Raw genomic sequence first — 16,844 nt, 5'->3', positions numbered from 1 at the left:
CTACCCGCCCGCCGGGCCGGTCGGGACGAGCTCCGGCTGGTATCGCAGGGACGCGCTGTCCTGCCACTGCCGGATGGCGCGGAAGGCGTCCTTCAGGCGGCCGCGCTCCGTTCCGGTGAGCTCCGAGAGCTGCACCTGGTCCGCCGCGGGAGTGCCCGCCTCCAGCGCGCGGAGCTGCACCGCGAGCCTCAGGCCGAGCAGGAACCGGAACGCCCCCGCGACGTCCGCGTGCATCCGCTCCGACAGCAGGCCCGCCTTCGACGCGTCCTCGAGCCGCTCGAGGGTGCTCCGCGCGCGGCTCCCCGCGTCGAGGGCGAAGCATCGCGCGAGGAGCACGATGGGGAAGATCCCCTGGCGCTTCAGGTCCACGCGCGCGGAGCCCCCGCGGATCCGGAGCAGGAGATCGAGCGGCGGTGCGACCGCGAGCGCCTGCTTCGCCAGGAGGCGCACGAACGGCGGTCGGCGCGCCGCGCGCGCGAGCGCGCCGTCGAGCGCGCCGACGTCGAGCGTCCCGCCGACGCGGCGGAGATCGAACAGGATGCCCGCGTGGAACGGGTGCTCGTCCACGCAGGCGTCGATCCCGCGTACCCACCCGGCGAGCGGGCCGCTCCAGCTCCGCGCCATGCGGTCGGCGGGGCAGGGCGGGAACCCCGCCGCCTCGAGATCCGCGTTGACGCGGCGGGCCAGGGCCTGGAACCAGTCGGGCCGAGCGCCATCGACGTGGACGAGGGCGTTGTCCTGGTCGGTGGGCAGCGTCTGCTCGCGCCGGGCGTCGGAGCCGAACGCGAGCCACGCGTAGGGGCCCGGAGGCGGGCCCAGGTCGGTCTCGGCGAGGACCAGGAGCCGGCGCAGGAGCGCCGCGTTCAGCTGGGACACGAACCCCGAGACGATCGCCACGTCGATCCCGGCCCCGAGCACGGTCGCGCACATCTCGGTCACGGTGCGGGAGTAGTCCGGCAGGCGATCCCGCGACGAGAGCCGCTCGAACCGTCGCAGCACCGCCATCGGGCCCCGCGCCGAGTGCTTCAGCAGATCCGTCGACGTGAGGACGCCGACGATCTCGTCGTCGCGGACGACCGCGAGGTGGTTCACCCCCGCGTCGAGGAACGCCCGCCACGCCTCCCACACCGGCGTGGACGCCGCGACCGTGCGGAGCGGGCGCGAGCCGACGCGGGTCGCCGCGATCTCGGGGCCGAGCTCTTCCCCCAGGACGCGGTTGCGCAGGTCGCGATCGGTCACGATGGCGGGCGGGACCTCCGGCAGGAGGACCGAGGACACGTGCTCGTCGCGCATGACGCGAGCGACGTCGGCGACGGTCGCCTCCGCGCTCGCCCACACGACCGGGCGCCGGATGAGCTGCTCGATGGGGACGCCGACGTCGGGCTCGAACCGGGCGACGCGGGCGGGGGTGAGGCTCGCCCTGAGGCGGTCGGCGAGCACCACGGCGAAGTGCGCGGCGAAGCTGGCGTCCGCGAGCAGCCGCTCGAAGGCGGCCGCCGGCAGGCAGTAGGCGAGGAGGCGGTCGTCCACGAGGACGTCGAGCGACGCCCGGCTCGAGATGAGCGAGGTGTAGCCGAAGACCTCTCCCTCCTCGAGCACCTGCAGCACGTGCCCTTCCCGCTCGAGGCGGACGGCGCCTTTGCGGATGACGTAGAGATCCCGCAGCGGCTCGCCGCCGGCCGCGACCAGGCGGGTGCCCGTCTCGAAGAGGCCGATCTCGAGCCCGCGTGCCGCCTCGAGGAACTCGCCCTCCGGGAGCGAGTCGAAGGGCGGGATGCGGCGGACGTAGGCCACCGGGTCGAGCGTGCCCACCTCGCCAGGCGTCACGCGGCGATCACTCCTCGACCCGGTGGATGATGTCGACGAGCTCCCGCTCCAGCGACGGGGACGGCGTCACGAGCACGTGCTTCCCCCCGACGTCGGCCGTGTACCGAGGCTCCTCCTTGCTGCGGACGTACGCCGCCCGCAGCTCCTCCGAGCGCGCGCGCACCTGCGCGTCCGAGAGGCCCTTCTCCTTCATGAGCCGCTTGAAGTTGTGCTCCTCGCCCCGCTCGAGCCAGGCGATCCCGAAGGCCTCGGGCGGCTTGCCGATGAAGACGTAGATCGCCCGCTCGCCCGGGACCAGCTCGAGCTTGTCGTGGACCCGGTGCGCGAACTCCTCGACCGTCGCACGGTCGCGCGCGAGGCGCGCCGCCGCGGGCGAGGACGGATCGAGCGGAGGATTGTGCTTCTCCGTCCCGAGCACCCTCCCAAGGAACCCCATGGCGACCTCCCGACCCGGCGCGCGCGCGAGAGACGTGGCGCCGTTCAGCTCCGGTCATCGCGCCCGGAGCACCTCCGTCACGACGATGAGCACGACCCACACCCCGGCGACGACCCCCATCGAGACCGCGAGCAGGCGGCGCTGACTCGCCGGGCCGGGCATGGCGCGGGCGACGAGCCGGGTCACCGGCCCGCACAGCAGCCGGAAGAACCCCTTCAGCTTGCTGTCGGGCCGGGTGACGTAGCGCTCGGCGAGCCAGCCGAGCGCGAGATAGAGCAGCACCATGAAGGCCAGGAGCCGGAGCATCGTGAACGCGCTGACGAGCGGTGAGTCCATCTCGGCGCTCCTGGCGCGGGCGGAGGGACGGCGCCCTCCGCCCCGGCGGCCGTTCAGGAAGGCATCGGGACCACGGTCCCGGGGACCGCCACTCCGCCCGACCGCGGGTAGCGGATCTCGGTGACGAGGTCCTGCATCTCCTTCGCGGGCGCGTGCGTCAGGAGCGAGACGATCCAGATGGTCAGGAACCCGAGCGGAATCCCGAACACGCCGGAGGCGATGGTCGTGGTGCCGAACCACGACACGCCGAAGAACCGGCTCCCGACCATGTAGTACAGCGTGGTCCCGAGGCCGACGATCATGCCGGCGAGGGCGCCCGGCTTGTTGGCCCGCTTCCACCAGATGCCCATCACCAGGGCCGGGAAGAACGACGCCGCCGCGAGGCTGAACGCCCACGCGACCAGCTCGACGATGATGGCGAGGCGGAAGGTCGCAGTCCACGCCGCGATGAGGGCCGTCACGATGAGCAGGACCTTCGTGATGGTGAGCCGTCGCATCAGCGAGGCCTTCGGGTTGATCACGTTGTAGTAGAGGTCATGCGAGATGGCGTTCGCGATGGTGAGGAGGAGGCCGTCGGCGGTGGAGAGCGCCGCGGCGAGGCCACCGGCCATCACGAGGCCGGTGATCACGAACGGGAGCCCGGCGATCTCCGGCGTCGCCAGCACCACGAAGTCGGTGCTCTTCACGACGAAGTCGCCGAGCTGGACCACCCCGTCGCCCAGCTTGTCCACCACGCTGAAGAGCCCCGCCGGCGCCCACAGCGTGACCCAGCGCGGCAGGTCCGAGACGTTGGATCCCACGAGGTTGTGGAACACGGCGTGCCGGGCGAACGACGCGTAGGCCGGCGCCGTGAAGTAGAGGAGGAAGATGAAGAGGAGGGACCAGGCCACCGACTGGCGCGCCTGGCGCACCGACGGCGTGGTGTAGTAGCGCGTCAGGATGTGCGGGAGGCCGGCGGTGCCGACCATGAGGCAGAACGTCAGCGCGAGGAAGTTCCACATCCCGGTGCCGGTCGGGACCTTGAGGTAGTTCTCGATCCGGTCGTTCGGGGCGACGAGCGGCTTCGCCTGCCCGTCCGCGGTCTTCTTGGCGGCCTCGAGCTTGGCCTTCTCCGCGGGGGGCAGCGCCGGGTCCTTGAGCTTCTCCCCGAGCTGCTTCGACTCGGCCGCCCACGCCTCCCGTGTCGCCACGTTCTGCGGATCGCGCGCGAGCTCGATCACGCGCGCGTTGTTCCGCTGCAGGAGCTGCCCGTAGGTGAGCTGCGGGATCGGGACGGCGAACAGCTTGAAGGAGAGCACGACCACCGGCACGAGGTACGAGATGATGAGGATGATGTACTGCGCGACCTGCGTCCAGGTGACGGAGCGCATCCCGCCCAGCACGGAGCAGAAGAGGACGCCGATGAGGCCGACGAACACGCCGATCTGGAACGGGAGCCCGATGAAGCGCGACACGATCAGGCCGACGCCGGTGACCTGGGCGATGAGGTAGGTGAACGACGCGAGGATCGCCGCGACCACGCCGACGACGCGCGGGGCGTTGCCGCCGTACCGTGCGCCGAGGAAGTCGGGGATGGTGTAGCGGCCGAACTGGCGCAGATAGGGGCCGAGGAACACGGCGAGGAGCAGGTACCCCCCGGTCCAGCCCATCACGTAGGCGAGCCCGCCGAACCCCTGCGCGGAGAGCGCGCCCGCCATCGAGATGAACGACGCGGCGGACATCCAGTCCGAGCCGGTCGCCATCCCGTTGAACACCGCGGGCACGCCGCGGCCGGCGACGTAGTACTGGTCGGCCTCGGAGGTGCGGGTGACGATGCCGATGACGACGTAGATGCCCATCGACAGGCCCATGAAGATCCAGCCGATCCACCGGTTGGGGAGGTCGAAGAGCCACTCGGCGAGGCCGATGAGGATCGTCACCCCGATGAACGAGATCGTGTACAGCCCGAAGACCTTGCGGAGGTTCACGGCGTCGCCTCCTCTCGGATCCCGAACTCGAGGTCCTTCTTGTTCATGAGCCTCGCGTAGACCGCGATCTCGATGACGAAGATGGCGAGGGAGCCTTGCGCCGCGATGTAGTAGCCGAGCGGGAAGCCCAGGATGACGATCTTGTTGAGCTGTCCGGCGAGGAGCCCACCGAGGACGTAGGCGACGACGAACCAGATCACGAGCAGGATGACCGTGAGCCGGATGTTGTACTTCCAGTAACGTTCGCGCTGCTCCTGTGTGAGTTGAGTCAGCATCGTGTCCCCCTGCGTGCGGCGCGTCGCGCCAGGCGAACGGGCGAGGCATTCCGACGCGCGACAGTGCGTCACCACGGTCCAAACGAGAGTTGACGCTCCGGCGCCACTCCCGCTCGGGGTGGAGCACGCCTCGATGTCACCATGCGTGCCGCAGCGATTCGCGAGGGCCCCTTGCACCGCCGCTCGCTCACTTCCGAGGGGGGTCAGCGCAGGTCTCGAAGGGTCCGCGCGCCGAGCGCCATGCGGAGCGCCAGGAACAGCTCCGCCGTGGCGATGGCGTCGGACAGGGCGTCGTGCGCCTGGTACTCCGGCAGCCCGAGCTCCGCGCGCGCGACGGAGAGGTTCAGCGCGATGTGATCGCGCGGGCGGGTGGGGTCGCGGAGCTGCGCGTGGCGGACGAGCAGGCGCGCCGTGTCCACCACCGGACAGGACGGCCAGGTGAGCCCCGTCCGCGCGAAGTCGCGCCGGAGGAACGCCACGTCGATCGCCGCGTGGTGGAAGAGCAGGGCGCCCTCGCGCGCGCGCCGCTCGACCTCCGGGAGGACGTCGCCGAGCGGGGGGGCCGCTTCGAAGTCGTTCGACACCAGCTGGTGCGCGGTGACGGACGCGGAGGTGATGCGGGTCCCGGCGTGCGGTCGGACGAGCGTGCGATAGCACTCGCCGAGGCGAATCCTCCCGGCGCGGACGGGGACCATCCCGATCGCGAGGAGCGGATCGCGCTTCGCGTCGAGCCCCCCCGTCTCGACGTCGATCGCCCAGTACACGAGCGAGTCCCATGGCGGCGAACGGAAGCGCAGGCGAGCTCCGGCCGCTGGTTCGATGGCTCTGCGATGCGCGCCCGTCAAGCACCACGTGGCGCCTGCCGGCGGGGATGCGTGGGGGCTGCCGGGCGACGGGTGGGTGGGCGCGAGCGCGGCGGGGGCTCAGCGCGAAGGCGTCGAGACCGGGAGCTCGGGCGAGACGCGCGGTGGGTCGCCGGCCATCGCGCGCCAGGCGGACGCGGCCAGCGCGGCGAGCCCCCAGCCCAGCCCGACGACCACGCCCGCGTCCACGATGCCGCGGTAGGGTTGCGCGATGGTACGCACCGCGAGCACGATCCCGACGATCGACAGGAGGAGCGTCCAGCTCGTGACGAGACGCCGGCGAGACGCGTGGAAGAGGCCCATGCAGAAGAGCGGCGCGAGCGCCACGTGCAGCGGGCGAGGATGGCGGGCGAGGTGCAGCGCCCGCGCCACCACGCGGGGCGCGAAGCCCTGCTGGAAGCCGCGATAACCCTCGAAGTACCCCATGAAGGCCACGTTCCCCGCGGCGAGCGCCCACTGCCAGGCTTCCAGGCGGTAGGCCGCGAACCCCTGGACCGCCACCGGCGTGAGCCGGACCACGGCGTTCAGGAGGAGCGCGGTCACGCCGATGAGGCCCCAGGCGGCTGCGGCCTTCCCGGCCCCGCGCGTGTCCGCGAATCGATCCGTCGTCACCATCGTCTCGAGGTCCTCGCCTGGCTGGCCGCCGGCACCGGCTCCGCCGCCGCACGCCGGCGTCCGTGCATGAACGCACGGGCCCGGACGTCAGTTCCCGGACGGGCGAGTATACGGCGGGGCGCTTCGTGGAGTGAGCCTCTGGCGCCAGCGGACCGCCGCCACGCCCGCGGCGGTCCGCTGGCGCGCACGCGTCGCCCCGCCCGCCGGTCACCGCCCTCGCCGGCGCTCAGGCCTTGATGAACGTGCCGTCACGGAGCTCCTGCAGCGCCTGCCGGATCTCTTCCTGCGTGTTCATCACGAACGGCCCCCAGCGCACCGCGGGCTCCTCGAGGGGCTGCGCTGACAGGAGCAGGAACCGGGCCGGCCCGCCGCTCGCGCGGAGACGCACGACGTCGCCGTCGCCCAGGATCGCGAGGCGAGGCGCCCCGACGGCCTTCCCGCCCGCGGTCACCTCGCCCTGGAACACGTACACGAGCGCCGTGTGCCCGCGCGGCACCGGGTGCTCGAAGCTCCCGTCCGCCGGCAGGGAGACGTCGAGGTAGGTCGGGCCCGCGAAGATCTCCTTCACCGCCCCGTCCACCCCGTCCACGTGCCCCGCCACCACGCGGACGCGGGCCCCGTCCGGCCGCACGACCTCCGGGATCCGCGCGGCCGGCACGTCCTGGTAGCGGGGCCTCGTCATCTTGAGCTCGCGGGGGAGGTTCACCCAGATCTGGAAGCCGTCGAGGCGGCGCGGGCCCATCTTCGGCATCTCCTCGTGGAGGATGCCGCTCCCCGCCGTCATCCACTGCACGTCGCCCGGGCCGACGACGCCGGAGTTCCCGATGCTGTCGCGGTGGGCGACGCTCCCGTCGAGCATGTACGTGATCGTCTCGATGCCGCGGTGCGGGTGGAGCGGGAAGCCGGCGACGTAGTCGTCGGCGTTCTCCGACCCGAAGTGGTCGAACAGGAAGAAGGGATCGAGGTGATCGAGGCGCTCCGTCGCGATGCTGCGCTTCAGCCGCACGCCCGCGCCGTCGCTCGCGACGACCGGGGTGATCACCTCGAGGACTCTCCGCTCCGTCATCGCCGCTCCCTCCGGCGAATGAGGTAACGGGCGGCGGCGGCGGCGCAACCCGCCTGCGCCTCACGCGTGCTGCTCCAGGTTGGGACGCGCCGCCCGCCGCACGGGCTGCGCGGGGTGCTGCGTCGCCTCCAGCTCGCCGAGCTGGAGGGCGCGCGCGACGTCCCCGCTGGAGAGGAGGCCCACGAGGACGCCGCTCTCCAGCACCGGCACCGCGGGGGCGCGAGTCTCCGCCAGGACGCGGAGCGCCTTGGACGCCTCGTCGTCGGCGTCGACCGGGTCGATGCGGCGTGCGATGTCCCCGACGCTGACGCGCCCGCGCTCGCCGCGCGGGACGCGCTGGACGTCCGCCAGCCCGACCACGCCGGCCACCCGCCCGCCGTCGCCGACGGGGAAGGCCACGCAGCGCTCGCGGAGCATCCGCTCGCCGACGTCGTAGACGGAGACCGAGAGGTCGATCAAGGGCGGCCGCGAGCGCAGCAGGTCCCGGACGCGGATGTGGCCGAGGAGGGCCTTCACGAGCACGCTCCGGCTCTCGGCCTCCGCGCCGAGGTAGACGAAGAAGGCCACCGCCATGAGCACCAGGTTCGCCGAGACGACGGCGTAGATCGCGAACAGCACCGCGAACCCCTTGCCGGCGGCCGCCGCGGTGCGCGTCGCCCGCAGCAGCCCGACGCGCTCGGCGAGGAGTCCCCGCAGGACCCGACCGCCGTCCATCGGGAAGGCCGGCAGCAGGTTGAACAGCCCGAGGACGACGTTGAGGTAGGCGAGGTGGAAGACGGCGAACCTCAGGTCGAAGAGCGCGGTGCCCGCCATCGCGCGGTGGACGACGTAGAACAGCCCGCCGAGCACGAGGCTCGCGAGCGGGCCCACGAACGCCATCACCGCCTCGCCGCGCCCGGTCTTCGGAGGCTCGGAGATCTGCGACACGCCGCCGATCATGAGCAGCGTGATGGCCTGGACGCGGCCCCCCGCCCGCAGCGCGTACAGCGAGTGCGCGAGCTCGTGGACCAGGACGGAGAGGAACAGCGCCAGCGCGATCCCGAGCCCCCACAGGAACGGCGAGCCGTGGAGCCGCTCGGGAGGGATCCCCGCGATCCGGGTCGCCTCTCCGAACATGCGCCCGAACCCGAGCGCGAGAAACGGGAGCACGACGAGGAAGCTCACGTGGATGCGGATGGGGATGCCCCGCACGCCGCCGATACGGATCGCGCCGCCCGTCATGGGCCAAGCATGCGGACCCGGAGGCGCCGCCGCTCGCTCGCGCGCAGGCCTCCGGGGAGCGCCGCCGAGGGCTACCCGCGCGGCTTGCCCTCCGTGTAGCCACCGGGGCTCTGCACCCCCACCACCGCCTTCTCGTGGAACTCGGGCAGCGTGGTCGCGCCGACGTACGTGAACGCCGACTGCACGCCGCTGATCACGTCCACGAGGATGTCTCCGACGCTCTCGCGGCCCTCGCGGATGTAGATCCGCGACGTGGAGATCCCCTCCCGGAAGAAGCCCTTCTTGGCCCGCTCGAACGCGTCGAGGCCGGCCGCGCGATCGCTCACGGCGCGCGCGCTGGCCATCCCGTAGTTCTCCTTGTACTTGCGGCCCTCGCGGTCCTCCTTCACGTCGCCGGGGCTCTCGTACGTCCCGGACAGCAGGGTGCCGATCATGACGCGCGACGCGCCCGCCGCGAGGTAGAGGGCCACGTCGCGCGGCTCGCGCACTCCACCGTCCGCCCAGACGTGCCGGCCGCGCCGGTGCGCCTCGCGCGCGCACGCCAGCACCGACGAGAAGGTGGGCCGGCCGGCGCCCGTCTGCATGCGCGTCGTGCACATGGCGCCCGGGCCCACGTTCACCTTCACGACGTCGGCGCCCGCGTCGAGGAGGGCGCGGGTGCCCTCCGCCGTGCAGACGTTCCCCGCCACGAGCGGCCGCTCGGGGCCGATGGCGCGCCGCACGTCCCGGATCGCCTCGAGCATGCGGCGCTGGTGCCCGTGCGCGGTGTCGAGCACGATGGCCGAGACGGCCAGCTCCGCGAGGCGCGCGGCGGTGGCGCCTGCGGTCGAGGAGATCCCGACGGCCGCCGCCACCATGAGCTTCCCGCGCGCGTCGAGCGAAGGCTCGACGAGCTCGAGGCGCACCGCGTCGTCGCGGGTCAGCACGCCCACGAGCCGGCCCGCCGCGTCCACGACGGGCGCGGCCTTGACGCGGTGATCGTCCATGCGCAGGAACGCGTCACGGTTCGGCGTGCCCACGGGGACGGTGACGAGGCGGGACGACATGAAGGACCCGACGGGCGAGTACTGATCCCGGTCGCGCAGGTCCGCGTGCGTGACGATGCCCACCGGGCGGCGCTCGTCGTCCACCACGACGACCATGTCGTGCGCGCGCTTGTGGATGATGCCGAGCACGTCGCGCAAGGTGGCCCGCGGCGAGACCGAGAGCGGCGTGTCGTAGCGCGGGTCCGCCGACTTGATCTGCGCGATGATCCGCGCCGCCGTCTCGAGGTCCATGTCCTGCGGCAGGACCCCGAGGCCTCCGAGGCGCGCCACGGTCTCCGCCATCCGCTTGCCGGTGACCGCGTTCATGTTCGCGGACACGATGGGGTGCGCGCCCCCCGCGAAGTCCACCGGGCGCAGGTTCACGTCGAGCCGGGAGCTGCCGTCGAAGTAGCCGGGGACGAGGAAGACGTCGTCGAGGGAGAGCTCGAGCGTCTCGTCGTGCTCGGGATGGAGGAAGCGCATGCGGACGCGATAAGCCAGACGGGTCCGCGAGGGAACTTTTTGCGCAGCGGTCCTCGACCCGGCCCGCCTGGGCGCCCTGCGGCGGATCGGCACGCCGCTCGCTCGGAGGGGGCGGGCATCGGCCCGCCCGCGCCCCCGCGGGGGAACCAAGGAGAGCGCGCACCCAGCCGCGCCTCGAGCGAACGTGAGCCGAGACGTTACACGTCCGATCGTACGTCCCGCGGGAGCGCTCCGCGCACCCGCTCCGCCAGGGAGGCAGCGATCGTGGCCAACGCCCAATCTCCGCTCACCGATACGCAGCGCGAGGAGCTTCGAAAGAAGCTCGAAGACGAGCGAAGGCGGATCCAGCAGGTGCTCCGGGCGCCGGCGGACACGGCGCCGGCGCCGGATCAGACGCGCGAGCTCGAGGAGCTGGCGCAGCGCGAGACGGACGCGAGCCGCCAGCTGGACGTCGCCGCGCGCGAGCGCGCGCTCCTCGTCGAGGTCGAGCACGCGCTCGCGAAGCTCGCCGCGGGCACGTACGGCCTCAGCGAGACGACCGGCGATCCCATCCCTTACGAGCGCCTGCGGGCGGTGCCGTGGGCGCGCCAGGGCGTGGACGAGTGACGGCTGGTACGCCGTTCACCGCGCCTGCCAGACCCGGACCCAGTCCACCTCCATCCTCGTCGTGCTCGTCTCGCGGGAGCCGTAGCCGCCGGCCGGCACGTACCCGGCCCAGCTCGCGCTCGCCACCTCGCAGGTGAGCTGCAGGTACTCGCTGCGGTGCGAGATCGCCGCGGCCGTGGTCCAGACCGGCAGGTCGTCGATGTAGAACGTGTAGCCCGCGTCCGTCCACAGCACGCCGAAGACGTGCCACGCTCCCTGGATCGGCGCGTTGCCGGGCAGCGCCACGATCTTCTGGACGTTCTGGCGCGACGAGGCGGTGCGATCCCAGTTCAGGTTCATCGCCGACATGTCGCGCAGCGCCAACCAGCCGTCCTGGTCGGTGGCGCGGTGCTCGACGACGTCGATCTCCACGCCCGCGGCGCCGGGGTCGCCCATCGGGTCTCCGTTCGTCGGCGAGTCGATCCAGAACGCGCACCACCCGCCCGGCGAGTCGTTGAAGCGGATCCGCGCCTCGAAGTACCCGTAGGTCACCTCGACCGTCCCCTGCGTGCCGATGAAGCCGGTGTGGTGCCGTCCGGAGGTGTCGGTGAAGGTCGTCAGCGTGAGGAGGCCGCCGTGCACCTCGACGGCCTCGGGCGTCGCGATCGCGTCGAGGCGTGGAGCGGAGAGGGCGGTCCAGTCCGGCCCGAGCGCCTCGCCGTCGAAGTCGTCCTGCCACACGAGCTGGTAGCCGGGCGGGGGCAGCGCGGCGGGGTTCGTGTCCCCGGGGACCTCCTCCGGAGGCGCCGCAGGCTGCTCCGCCGACGGCTCGGGCGGCGGCGTGAGGCCGCAGCACGGCGCGACCACCGCCGCGGCCAGCAGCATCGCCCTCGTCCACGCGGAACGGTTCACGCCTTCCTCCCGTGGTTCCTAGAACGCGAGGTTCACGCCGACGGCGAGCACGCCGTTGTGGGACCGGCTGGTCGGGCCCCAGTCGTGGTACGTGACGTAGAGGGTCCCCGGCCGCCAGTCCCACCGGCCGAACCCGTACACGATGCGCCAGCGGGGCGTGCCGGCCGGCCCCTCGAACACCTGCGGCACGGTCCAGCCGATGCCGCCCATCGCGAACCACGTCCCCGCGATGGTGAGCGTCGCGCGTGCGCTCACGTAGGGACCCCCGGAGAACGGCACGGTGCCGCCGAGGAGCGGGGAGAGGCAGAGGGCGCCGCCGCAGAGCCGCGGCCCGCGATAGCCGAAGTTGAGCTCGGCGACGTCCATCGCGAGCCCGTCCCCCGGCCGGATGGGCCCCCAGTTCTCGAGGCGCAGGTACGGCGTCCGAGCGCGCCAGTCGTCCCAGCCGATCCCCCACAGCATGCGCACCCGGCCTCCGGGCGAGTACGGCGTGGCCTCCGCCCCGACGCGCAAGAACGAGGCGCGCCAGGGCCAGAGCGTCGCGACCGCGCCCGCTCCGGCGCGATCGACGCCGCGGTAGTTGGCGAACGCGGTGAACGTGAGCGGGTGCGCGTACAGCCGGGCACGTCGCGCCGCGGGCTGCCCCGCGCCGCCGGGCGTGATCGGCGTCGCCTCCGCGCGCGCGGCCTCCGGCGTCCCGGGGTAGCACGCGCCGGGGACGACCGGGAACGCGGCGGGGACGGTGACCCCGCCCCGGCGGGCCGCCACGGGGGCGCGGCCCGGCGGGGCGCGGAGCAGGCCGGCGCGCGCGTACAGGATCGCCTCCAGGATGACGCCGTTCGTGTTGGCGTTGAGCGACTCGTTCAGGCCGCCGCGCTCGTAGATCCCCGCGTACCAGCCGCGGTCCGGATCGCGCGCCCTCGCGATGGCGCGGCGGAGCACCCGCGCGTACGGATCCTCCGGGAAGAGCGTCGCGAGCGCGAACGCCGCCTTCGTCGAGAGCGCACGGAACCGCGTGGCGTCCGCCCCCTCCGTCGTGACGACGTTCCAGGGCACGCCGTCCGCCCAGATGGCGCCGTACACGAACCACGGCGCCTCGTCGACGTGGTCCTCGCCGGCCGCGGTCGGGATCCCGGTCTGCTCCCATCGCCGCTTCTGCACCTCGAACACCCGCCGCAGCAGCTCGCCCCGCTCGCCGTCGCGCCCGAGCTCGAACGCGCCGAGGACCCAGGGATCCGTGACGAGCGCGTCCACGGCCCCGAAGCGGTGCCGGTCCCGGGTGTCGCGGCGGACCGGCACGCCGAGGATCGGCGTGTCCGCGGCGTGGCGATCGAAGTCGCGCGCGCGCGACATCGCGAAGCCGAGCCGGGCGAAGCTCTCCGCCGCGTACTGCTCGTAGCCGAGCCGCCCCTCCTGGACGATCTGCACCTTCCCGCGGTCGTCGACGTGGGCGCCGTGCAGCTCGCCGTCGCCGAGGAGGCGGCAGTAGCGCCAGCGCCCGAGCACGCGCCTCACCCCGGCGCGGTGCTGCGGGGCGCGCTCCGCGAGGATGGACAGGGCCGACGACAGGCGGGCGAGGTCGACGGCGGAGAAGCCGATCCCGGTGGCGGTGGGCTGGTTCGCGTAGTTCGCCATCCTGCCGGTGGCGGCGTCGTACGCCTTGTTCGGCAGCTCGCCCTGGAAGAGCGGCTGCATCGCCAGGGTCCAGAGCAGCGTGTCGACGCGCTCGTCGAACGCGGCGGGCTCGAGCAGGCCGAGCTCGCGGGCGGCGAGCGTGGCGAGCACCGTCGAGCCCAGATCCCACATCGTCGTGCTCGCGTAGCCCTCGACCGAGTTCACGAGCCCGGTCGCGGGCTGGTAGTTCCGCTCGAAGTAGCGCCAGGCGATCCGCGCCGCCTCGAGCTCCGGATCCTGGAGCGAGCCCTGCGGATCGCCGCCGGCCGGCGCCCGCGGCGGCGCGTCCGGCCGGGGGGGGGACGGAGCTTCCACGTCCTCGGCGGCGACGGCGCCGGGCGCCGCGAGCGCGATCGCCGCGGCGAGGGCGGCGGCGGCGACGCGGGCGCTCATCGCCGGGCCTCCCGCGCGTCCGGCTCGTCCGGCCGCAGCCACGGACCGCGCGTGCGATACGCGAGCGCCTCGAGGACGATCGCGTTCGTGTTGAGCGACAGGGCGCGGTTCACCGAGCCGTCGTGGTCGTAGCGACCGGCGTAGAGCCCTCGCTCGGTGGCGAGCTCGCGCGCCGCCGACAGGAGGCGATCGGGGTAGCTCCCCTCGAACAGCACGCCCCAGCCGAGGGCCGCCTTGGTCGAGAACCCGAGGTCCTGCGGGATCGCGGTGCCGTCCGGCGCGAACGCCGTCCAGCGCTCGTCGCCGTTCAGCACCGCCGAGTACGCGAACCACGGCGCGCGATCGATGGCGTCCTCCGAGATCGCGGTGAGCTTCCCCGTCCGGGCGAAGCGCCGCTCCTGCACGCGCAGGAGCGCCCGCGCGATGGGGAGCGTGGTCGCGTCGAACCCGTGCTCCAGGGCGTCGAGGATCCAGGGCTCGGAGAGCACGGCGGCGTGCGTGCCGCCGTACGAGCGCGGGTGGCGGTCGTCGTGGGGGAGGCGCTGCCCGAGGACCTCCGAGAACGCGAGGTGGGCCCGGTAGTCGAGCGCGCGCGGGACGGGCACGCCCCACGGCAGCAGCGCCTTGGCGGCGTACTGCTCGTAGCCGAAGCGGCCCTCCTGGTAGGTCTCGATCAGCCCGTCCTTCCGTCGCTGCGCGCCGACCAGGGCGCTCCCATCGCTGAGCGCGCCGAGCCGCCAGCGCGACACCGCGCGGCGCACGAGCGGGGTCAGCTCGGGGTGGCGCCACGTCACGATCCACATCGGGACGAGGACGCGCGAGACGTCGAGCGCCGACCAGCCGATCCCCTCCGGCGCGGGCCGGTTGTCGTAGCCGACCATGTCGAGCGTCCGCGTGTCGTAGGCCTTGTTCGGGAGCTTGCGGTCGAAGAGCGGGATCGCGCGGAGCGACCGCAGGGCGCGCCGCAGGCGCAGCACCGCCTCGTCGGCCGGGATCACGCCGAGATCCTCCGCCGCGAGGATCGCCATGAGCTGCGACCCTGTGTCCCACATCGTGGTGGACGGATAGTCCTCCACCGAGCCGGTGAGCCCCGTGGTGGCGTCGGTGTTCCGCTCGAAGTAGCTCCAGGCGGCTCTCGCCAGCCGGAGCTCGTCCGGGCCGAGGGGTGAACGCGAGCGGAGCCGCGGCGCCTCGCCGGCCGCGAGCGCGGCGAACCCCGGGGCCGGCGCCGCCTCGGCGCGCGCGAGCTCGCCCGCGTAGTGCACCGCGAGGATCGCCGCCCCGAGCCCGACGAGGAAGGCGAGGTGCGATCTCGCCGTGAGGAGTCCGGCCCAGAAGCTCACGCCCCGACCTCCTTCGCCCGTCTGGGCAGGAGGGCCGCGAGGACGAACGGGGCGAGGCAGGCGGCGTTGTGCAGGCTCCAGAACACGTTCGCGAGGTACGCCGTCGCCTCCCCGGGCACGGACGGTCCCTGCGCCACGAGCGCCCCCCGGTAGACCAGCCCGACCGCCATCGCCGCGAGGAGCACGAGGTGCGGCACGGCGAGCCCGACGGAGCGCCGCGACGTGGCGACCTTGGGCGTGACGGGGAACCGCAGCGGCCGACGGGCGACGACGTGGATCAGCGCGCGGAGGTTCAGCCAGGACGAGGCGAGGTGGTACTGCTCGGAGCGCCACGTCGGTACGCCCCAGGTGCCGACCATCACGGCGAGGCGGCTCGCGACGAGGAACGGCACGACCCGCGCCGCGAACTCGCCGTCGTAGGCGCGGACCGGCAGCACGCCCGCGAAGAAGAACGCGATGGGCGCGAGCACGAGCGGGATGATCCAGAGCGGCGCGAGGTACGCGTACATGGTCGCGCCGTACATCACCTTCTGCCAGGCGGTGAGGCGGGTCCGCCGCAGCGGGTTGTCGTGCAGCGCGATGTCGAGCGTGCCGCTCGCGTACTTGAAGCGCTGGATGCTCCAGGCGAGCAGATCCTGGGGCGAGAGCATCCTGGCGAGGACGCGCGGGTGGTACACCGAGCGCCAGCGACGCGTCCCCGCGTGGAGCCGGATGCTCGTGTAGATGTCCTCGGAGACGTGGAACTCGTAAGGCGTGAGCTCGATCCCGCGCGCGGCCTGGGACGCGAGCGCGGTCTCGAGCGACGCCCGCGCCGCCGCGTCCGGCACGCGCGCGGCGAGCGGGCGGACGGCCGCCTCCACCGCAGCGCCGAACTCGGTCACGGCGCCCTCCATCACGGCCTCGCGGCGGTGCACGCTGCCCGCCCCGCAGCAGAACGCGGCGTTGCACCAGTTGCGGCACCGCTGGATGACGTCGTAGAAGGCCCGCGGATCGGACCCGAGCCGATCCGCGCCGATCGCGACGGGGCCGATCACCGCCTCGACGGCGCGGCCCAGGGCGCGCCCCACGCGACCGAGCCGGGCGCGGCGCGCGAGCCACTCGGCGAGCGGCAGGCCCGGATCGAGGTCGTAGAACGACTGCGGCGTCTGGACCCAGGCGACCTCGGGATCCCGGAAGTACCCGAGCGTCTCCTCGAGCAGCGCGGGCAGCAGCCGGGTGTCCGCGTCGCAGATGACGACGAGATCGCCGTCGGTGTGATCGAAGCCGTTGCGGAGGTTGCCCGCCTTGTATCCCTCGTTCGTCGCGCGGGTGAGGTAGCCGGCCCCCTCCTCGTCGGCCATCGCCCGCATCTCGGGCCGGCGGCCGTCGTCGAGGAGGTACACGCGCAGCGTCAGCGGATGCGGGTACGAGAGCTGCTTCGCGTCGCGGACGGAGAGGCGCACCAGCCCGAGCGGCTCGTCGAACGTGGTGATCATCACGTCGACCTTGATCGGCCGGTCGCGCGGGAGCGGCTCCTCGCGGAGATCGTTCACCGTGCGTGGCGGCGGGTGGACGACGGGATCCTCGGCGCGCCAGATGGAGAGGAAGAACAGGACCGCGCCGAGGTAGGCCAGGGTCTCCGCCGCCGCGATCACGGCGGAGAACGCCGGCGCGTCCGGGTTGAGCGACGAGGTCCAGCGCCAGGAGAGGTACCAGCCCCCCAGCACGGTCGCGAGGACCGCGAGCGCCTGGAACGCGAAGTTGCGCACGGCGTCCCCGCGCGCGCGCGCACGAGGCGCGGCGGCCTCGCACTCGCTCCGCGGCACGTACGCGACGTCCACGGT

15 protein-coding genes are annotated in these 16,844 nt (G+C 73.2%); 1 reads left to right on the top strand and 14 read right to left on the bottom strand.

Annotated features, from left to right (window positions below; all coding sequences use genetic code 11):
• The 10 genes from ANAE109_RS16150 to ANAE109_RS16105 form a co-directional block, all read right to left on the bottom strand.
• Nucleotides 1–1,827 (bottom strand): putative nucleotidyltransferase substrate binding domain-containing protein, encoded by a 1,827-nt coding sequence (locus ANAE109_RS16150; protein ID WP_012097955.1) that lies wholly within the window; start codon nucleotides 1,825–1,827, stop codon nucleotides 1–3.
• A 7-nt stretch (nucleotides 1,828–1,834) separates the two neighbouring features.
• Nucleotides 1,835–2,263, bottom strand: a complete 429-nt coding sequence (locus ANAE109_RS16145; protein WP_012097954.1) for a hypothetical protein — start codon at nucleotides 2,261–2,263, stop codon at nucleotides 1,835–1,837.
• A 54-nt stretch (nucleotides 2,264–2,317) separates the two neighbouring features.
• Nucleotides 2,318–2,599: a hypothetical protein gene (locus tag ANAE109_RS16140; RefSeq protein ID WP_012097953.1), complete on the bottom strand. Its 282-nt coding sequence runs from the start codon at nucleotides 2,597–2,599 to the stop codon at nucleotides 2,318–2,320.
• A gap of 53 nt (nucleotides 2,600–2,652) precedes the next feature.
• A complete protein-coding gene (locus ANAE109_RS16135; RefSeq protein WP_012097952.1) occupies nucleotides 2,653–4,566 on the bottom strand; it encodes a sodium:solute symporter family protein in 1,914 nt (637 codons plus the stop codon).
• Nucleotides 4,563–4,841 carry a DUF4212 domain-containing protein gene (locus ANAE109_RS25575; protein WP_041448421.1) on the bottom strand — a complete coding sequence of 93 codons (279 nt, stop codon included), beginning with the start codon at nucleotides 4,839–4,841 and terminating at the stop codon, nucleotides 4,563–4,565. Before ANAE109_RS25575 ends, ANAE109_RS16135 begins: the two co-directional genes overlap by 4 nt.
• Nucleotides 4,842–5,044: 203 nt before the next feature.
• A complete protein-coding gene (locus ANAE109_RS16125) occupies nucleotides 5,045–5,638 on the bottom strand; it encodes a 3'-5' exonuclease (RefSeq protein WP_041449303.1) in 594 nt (197 codons plus the stop codon).
• A gap of 126 nt (nucleotides 5,639–5,764) precedes the next feature.
• Entirely contained in the window at nucleotides 5,765–6,319 is a 555-nt protein-coding gene (locus tag ANAE109_RS16120; protein ID WP_012097949.1) for a hypothetical protein, read from the bottom strand.
• A 226-nt stretch (nucleotides 6,320–6,545) separates the two neighbouring features.
• Nucleotides 6,546–7,385 carry a pirin family protein gene (locus tag ANAE109_RS16115; RefSeq protein ID WP_012097948.1) on the bottom strand — a complete coding sequence of 280 codons (840 nt, stop codon included), beginning with the start codon at nucleotides 7,383–7,385 and terminating at the stop codon, nucleotides 6,546–6,548.
• Between the two features lie 60 nt (nucleotides 7,386–7,445).
• A complete protein-coding gene (locus ANAE109_RS16110) occupies nucleotides 7,446–8,606 on the bottom strand; it encodes a site-2 protease family protein (protein ID WP_012097947.1) in 1,161 nt (386 codons plus the stop codon).
• 71 nt (nucleotides 8,607–8,677) lie between these two features.
• Nucleotides 8,678–10,114 (bottom strand): GuaB1 family IMP dehydrogenase-related protein, encoded by a 1,437-nt coding sequence (locus ANAE109_RS16105; protein ID WP_012097946.1) that lies wholly within the window; start codon nucleotides 10,112–10,114, stop codon nucleotides 8,678–8,680.
• A 264-nt stretch (nucleotides 10,115–10,378) separates the two neighbouring features.
• On the opposite strand from ANAE109_RS16105, the gene ANAE109_RS16100 reads away from it, so the two are divergent.
• Complete coding sequence (locus ANAE109_RS16100; protein ID WP_012097945.1) at nucleotides 10,379–10,720, top strand: conjugal transfer protein TraR; 342 nt, start codon at nucleotides 10,379–10,381, stop codon at nucleotides 10,718–10,720.
• A gap of 15 nt (nucleotides 10,721–10,735) precedes the next feature.
• Here the strand turns inward: ANAE109_RS16100 and ANAE109_RS16095 are convergent, their stop codons facing one another.
• From ANAE109_RS16095 to ANAE109_RS16080, 4 genes are read right to left on the bottom strand one after another with little or no spacing between them, the layout of a single operon-like run.
• Entirely contained in the window at nucleotides 10,736–11,611 is an 876-nt protein-coding gene (locus ANAE109_RS16095) for a glycoside hydrolase family 16 protein (RefSeq protein WP_012097944.1), read from the bottom strand.
• Between the two features lie 18 nt (nucleotides 11,612–11,629).
• Nucleotides 11,630–13,678 (bottom strand): DUF3131 domain-containing protein, encoded by a 2,049-nt coding sequence (locus ANAE109_RS23620; protein ID WP_012097943.1) that lies wholly within the window; start codon nucleotides 13,676–13,678, stop codon nucleotides 11,630–11,632.
• A complete protein-coding gene (locus ANAE109_RS16085; RefSeq protein ID WP_012097942.1) occupies nucleotides 13,675–15,021 on the bottom strand; it encodes a DUF3131 domain-containing protein in 1,347 nt (448 codons plus the stop codon). Before ANAE109_RS16085 ends, ANAE109_RS23620 begins: the two co-directional genes overlap by 4 nt.
• Nucleotides 15,018–16,841, bottom strand: coding sequence for a glycosyltransferase (locus ANAE109_RS16080; RefSeq protein ID WP_012097941.1), 1,824 nt, complete (start codon nucleotides 16,839–16,841; stop codon nucleotides 15,018–15,020). Before ANAE109_RS16080 ends, ANAE109_RS16085 begins: the two co-directional genes overlap by 4 nt.
• Nucleotides 16,842–16,844 lie beyond the last annotated feature (3 nt).

The organism is Anaeromyxobacter sp. Fw109-5 (assembly GCF_000017505.1).
Lineage (GTDB): Bacteria > Myxococcota > Myxococcia > Myxococcales > Anaeromyxobacteraceae > Anaeromyxobacter.
Note: the sequence above shows the minus strand (reverse complement) of the source record. Positions and strands in the feature narration are given on the sequence as shown.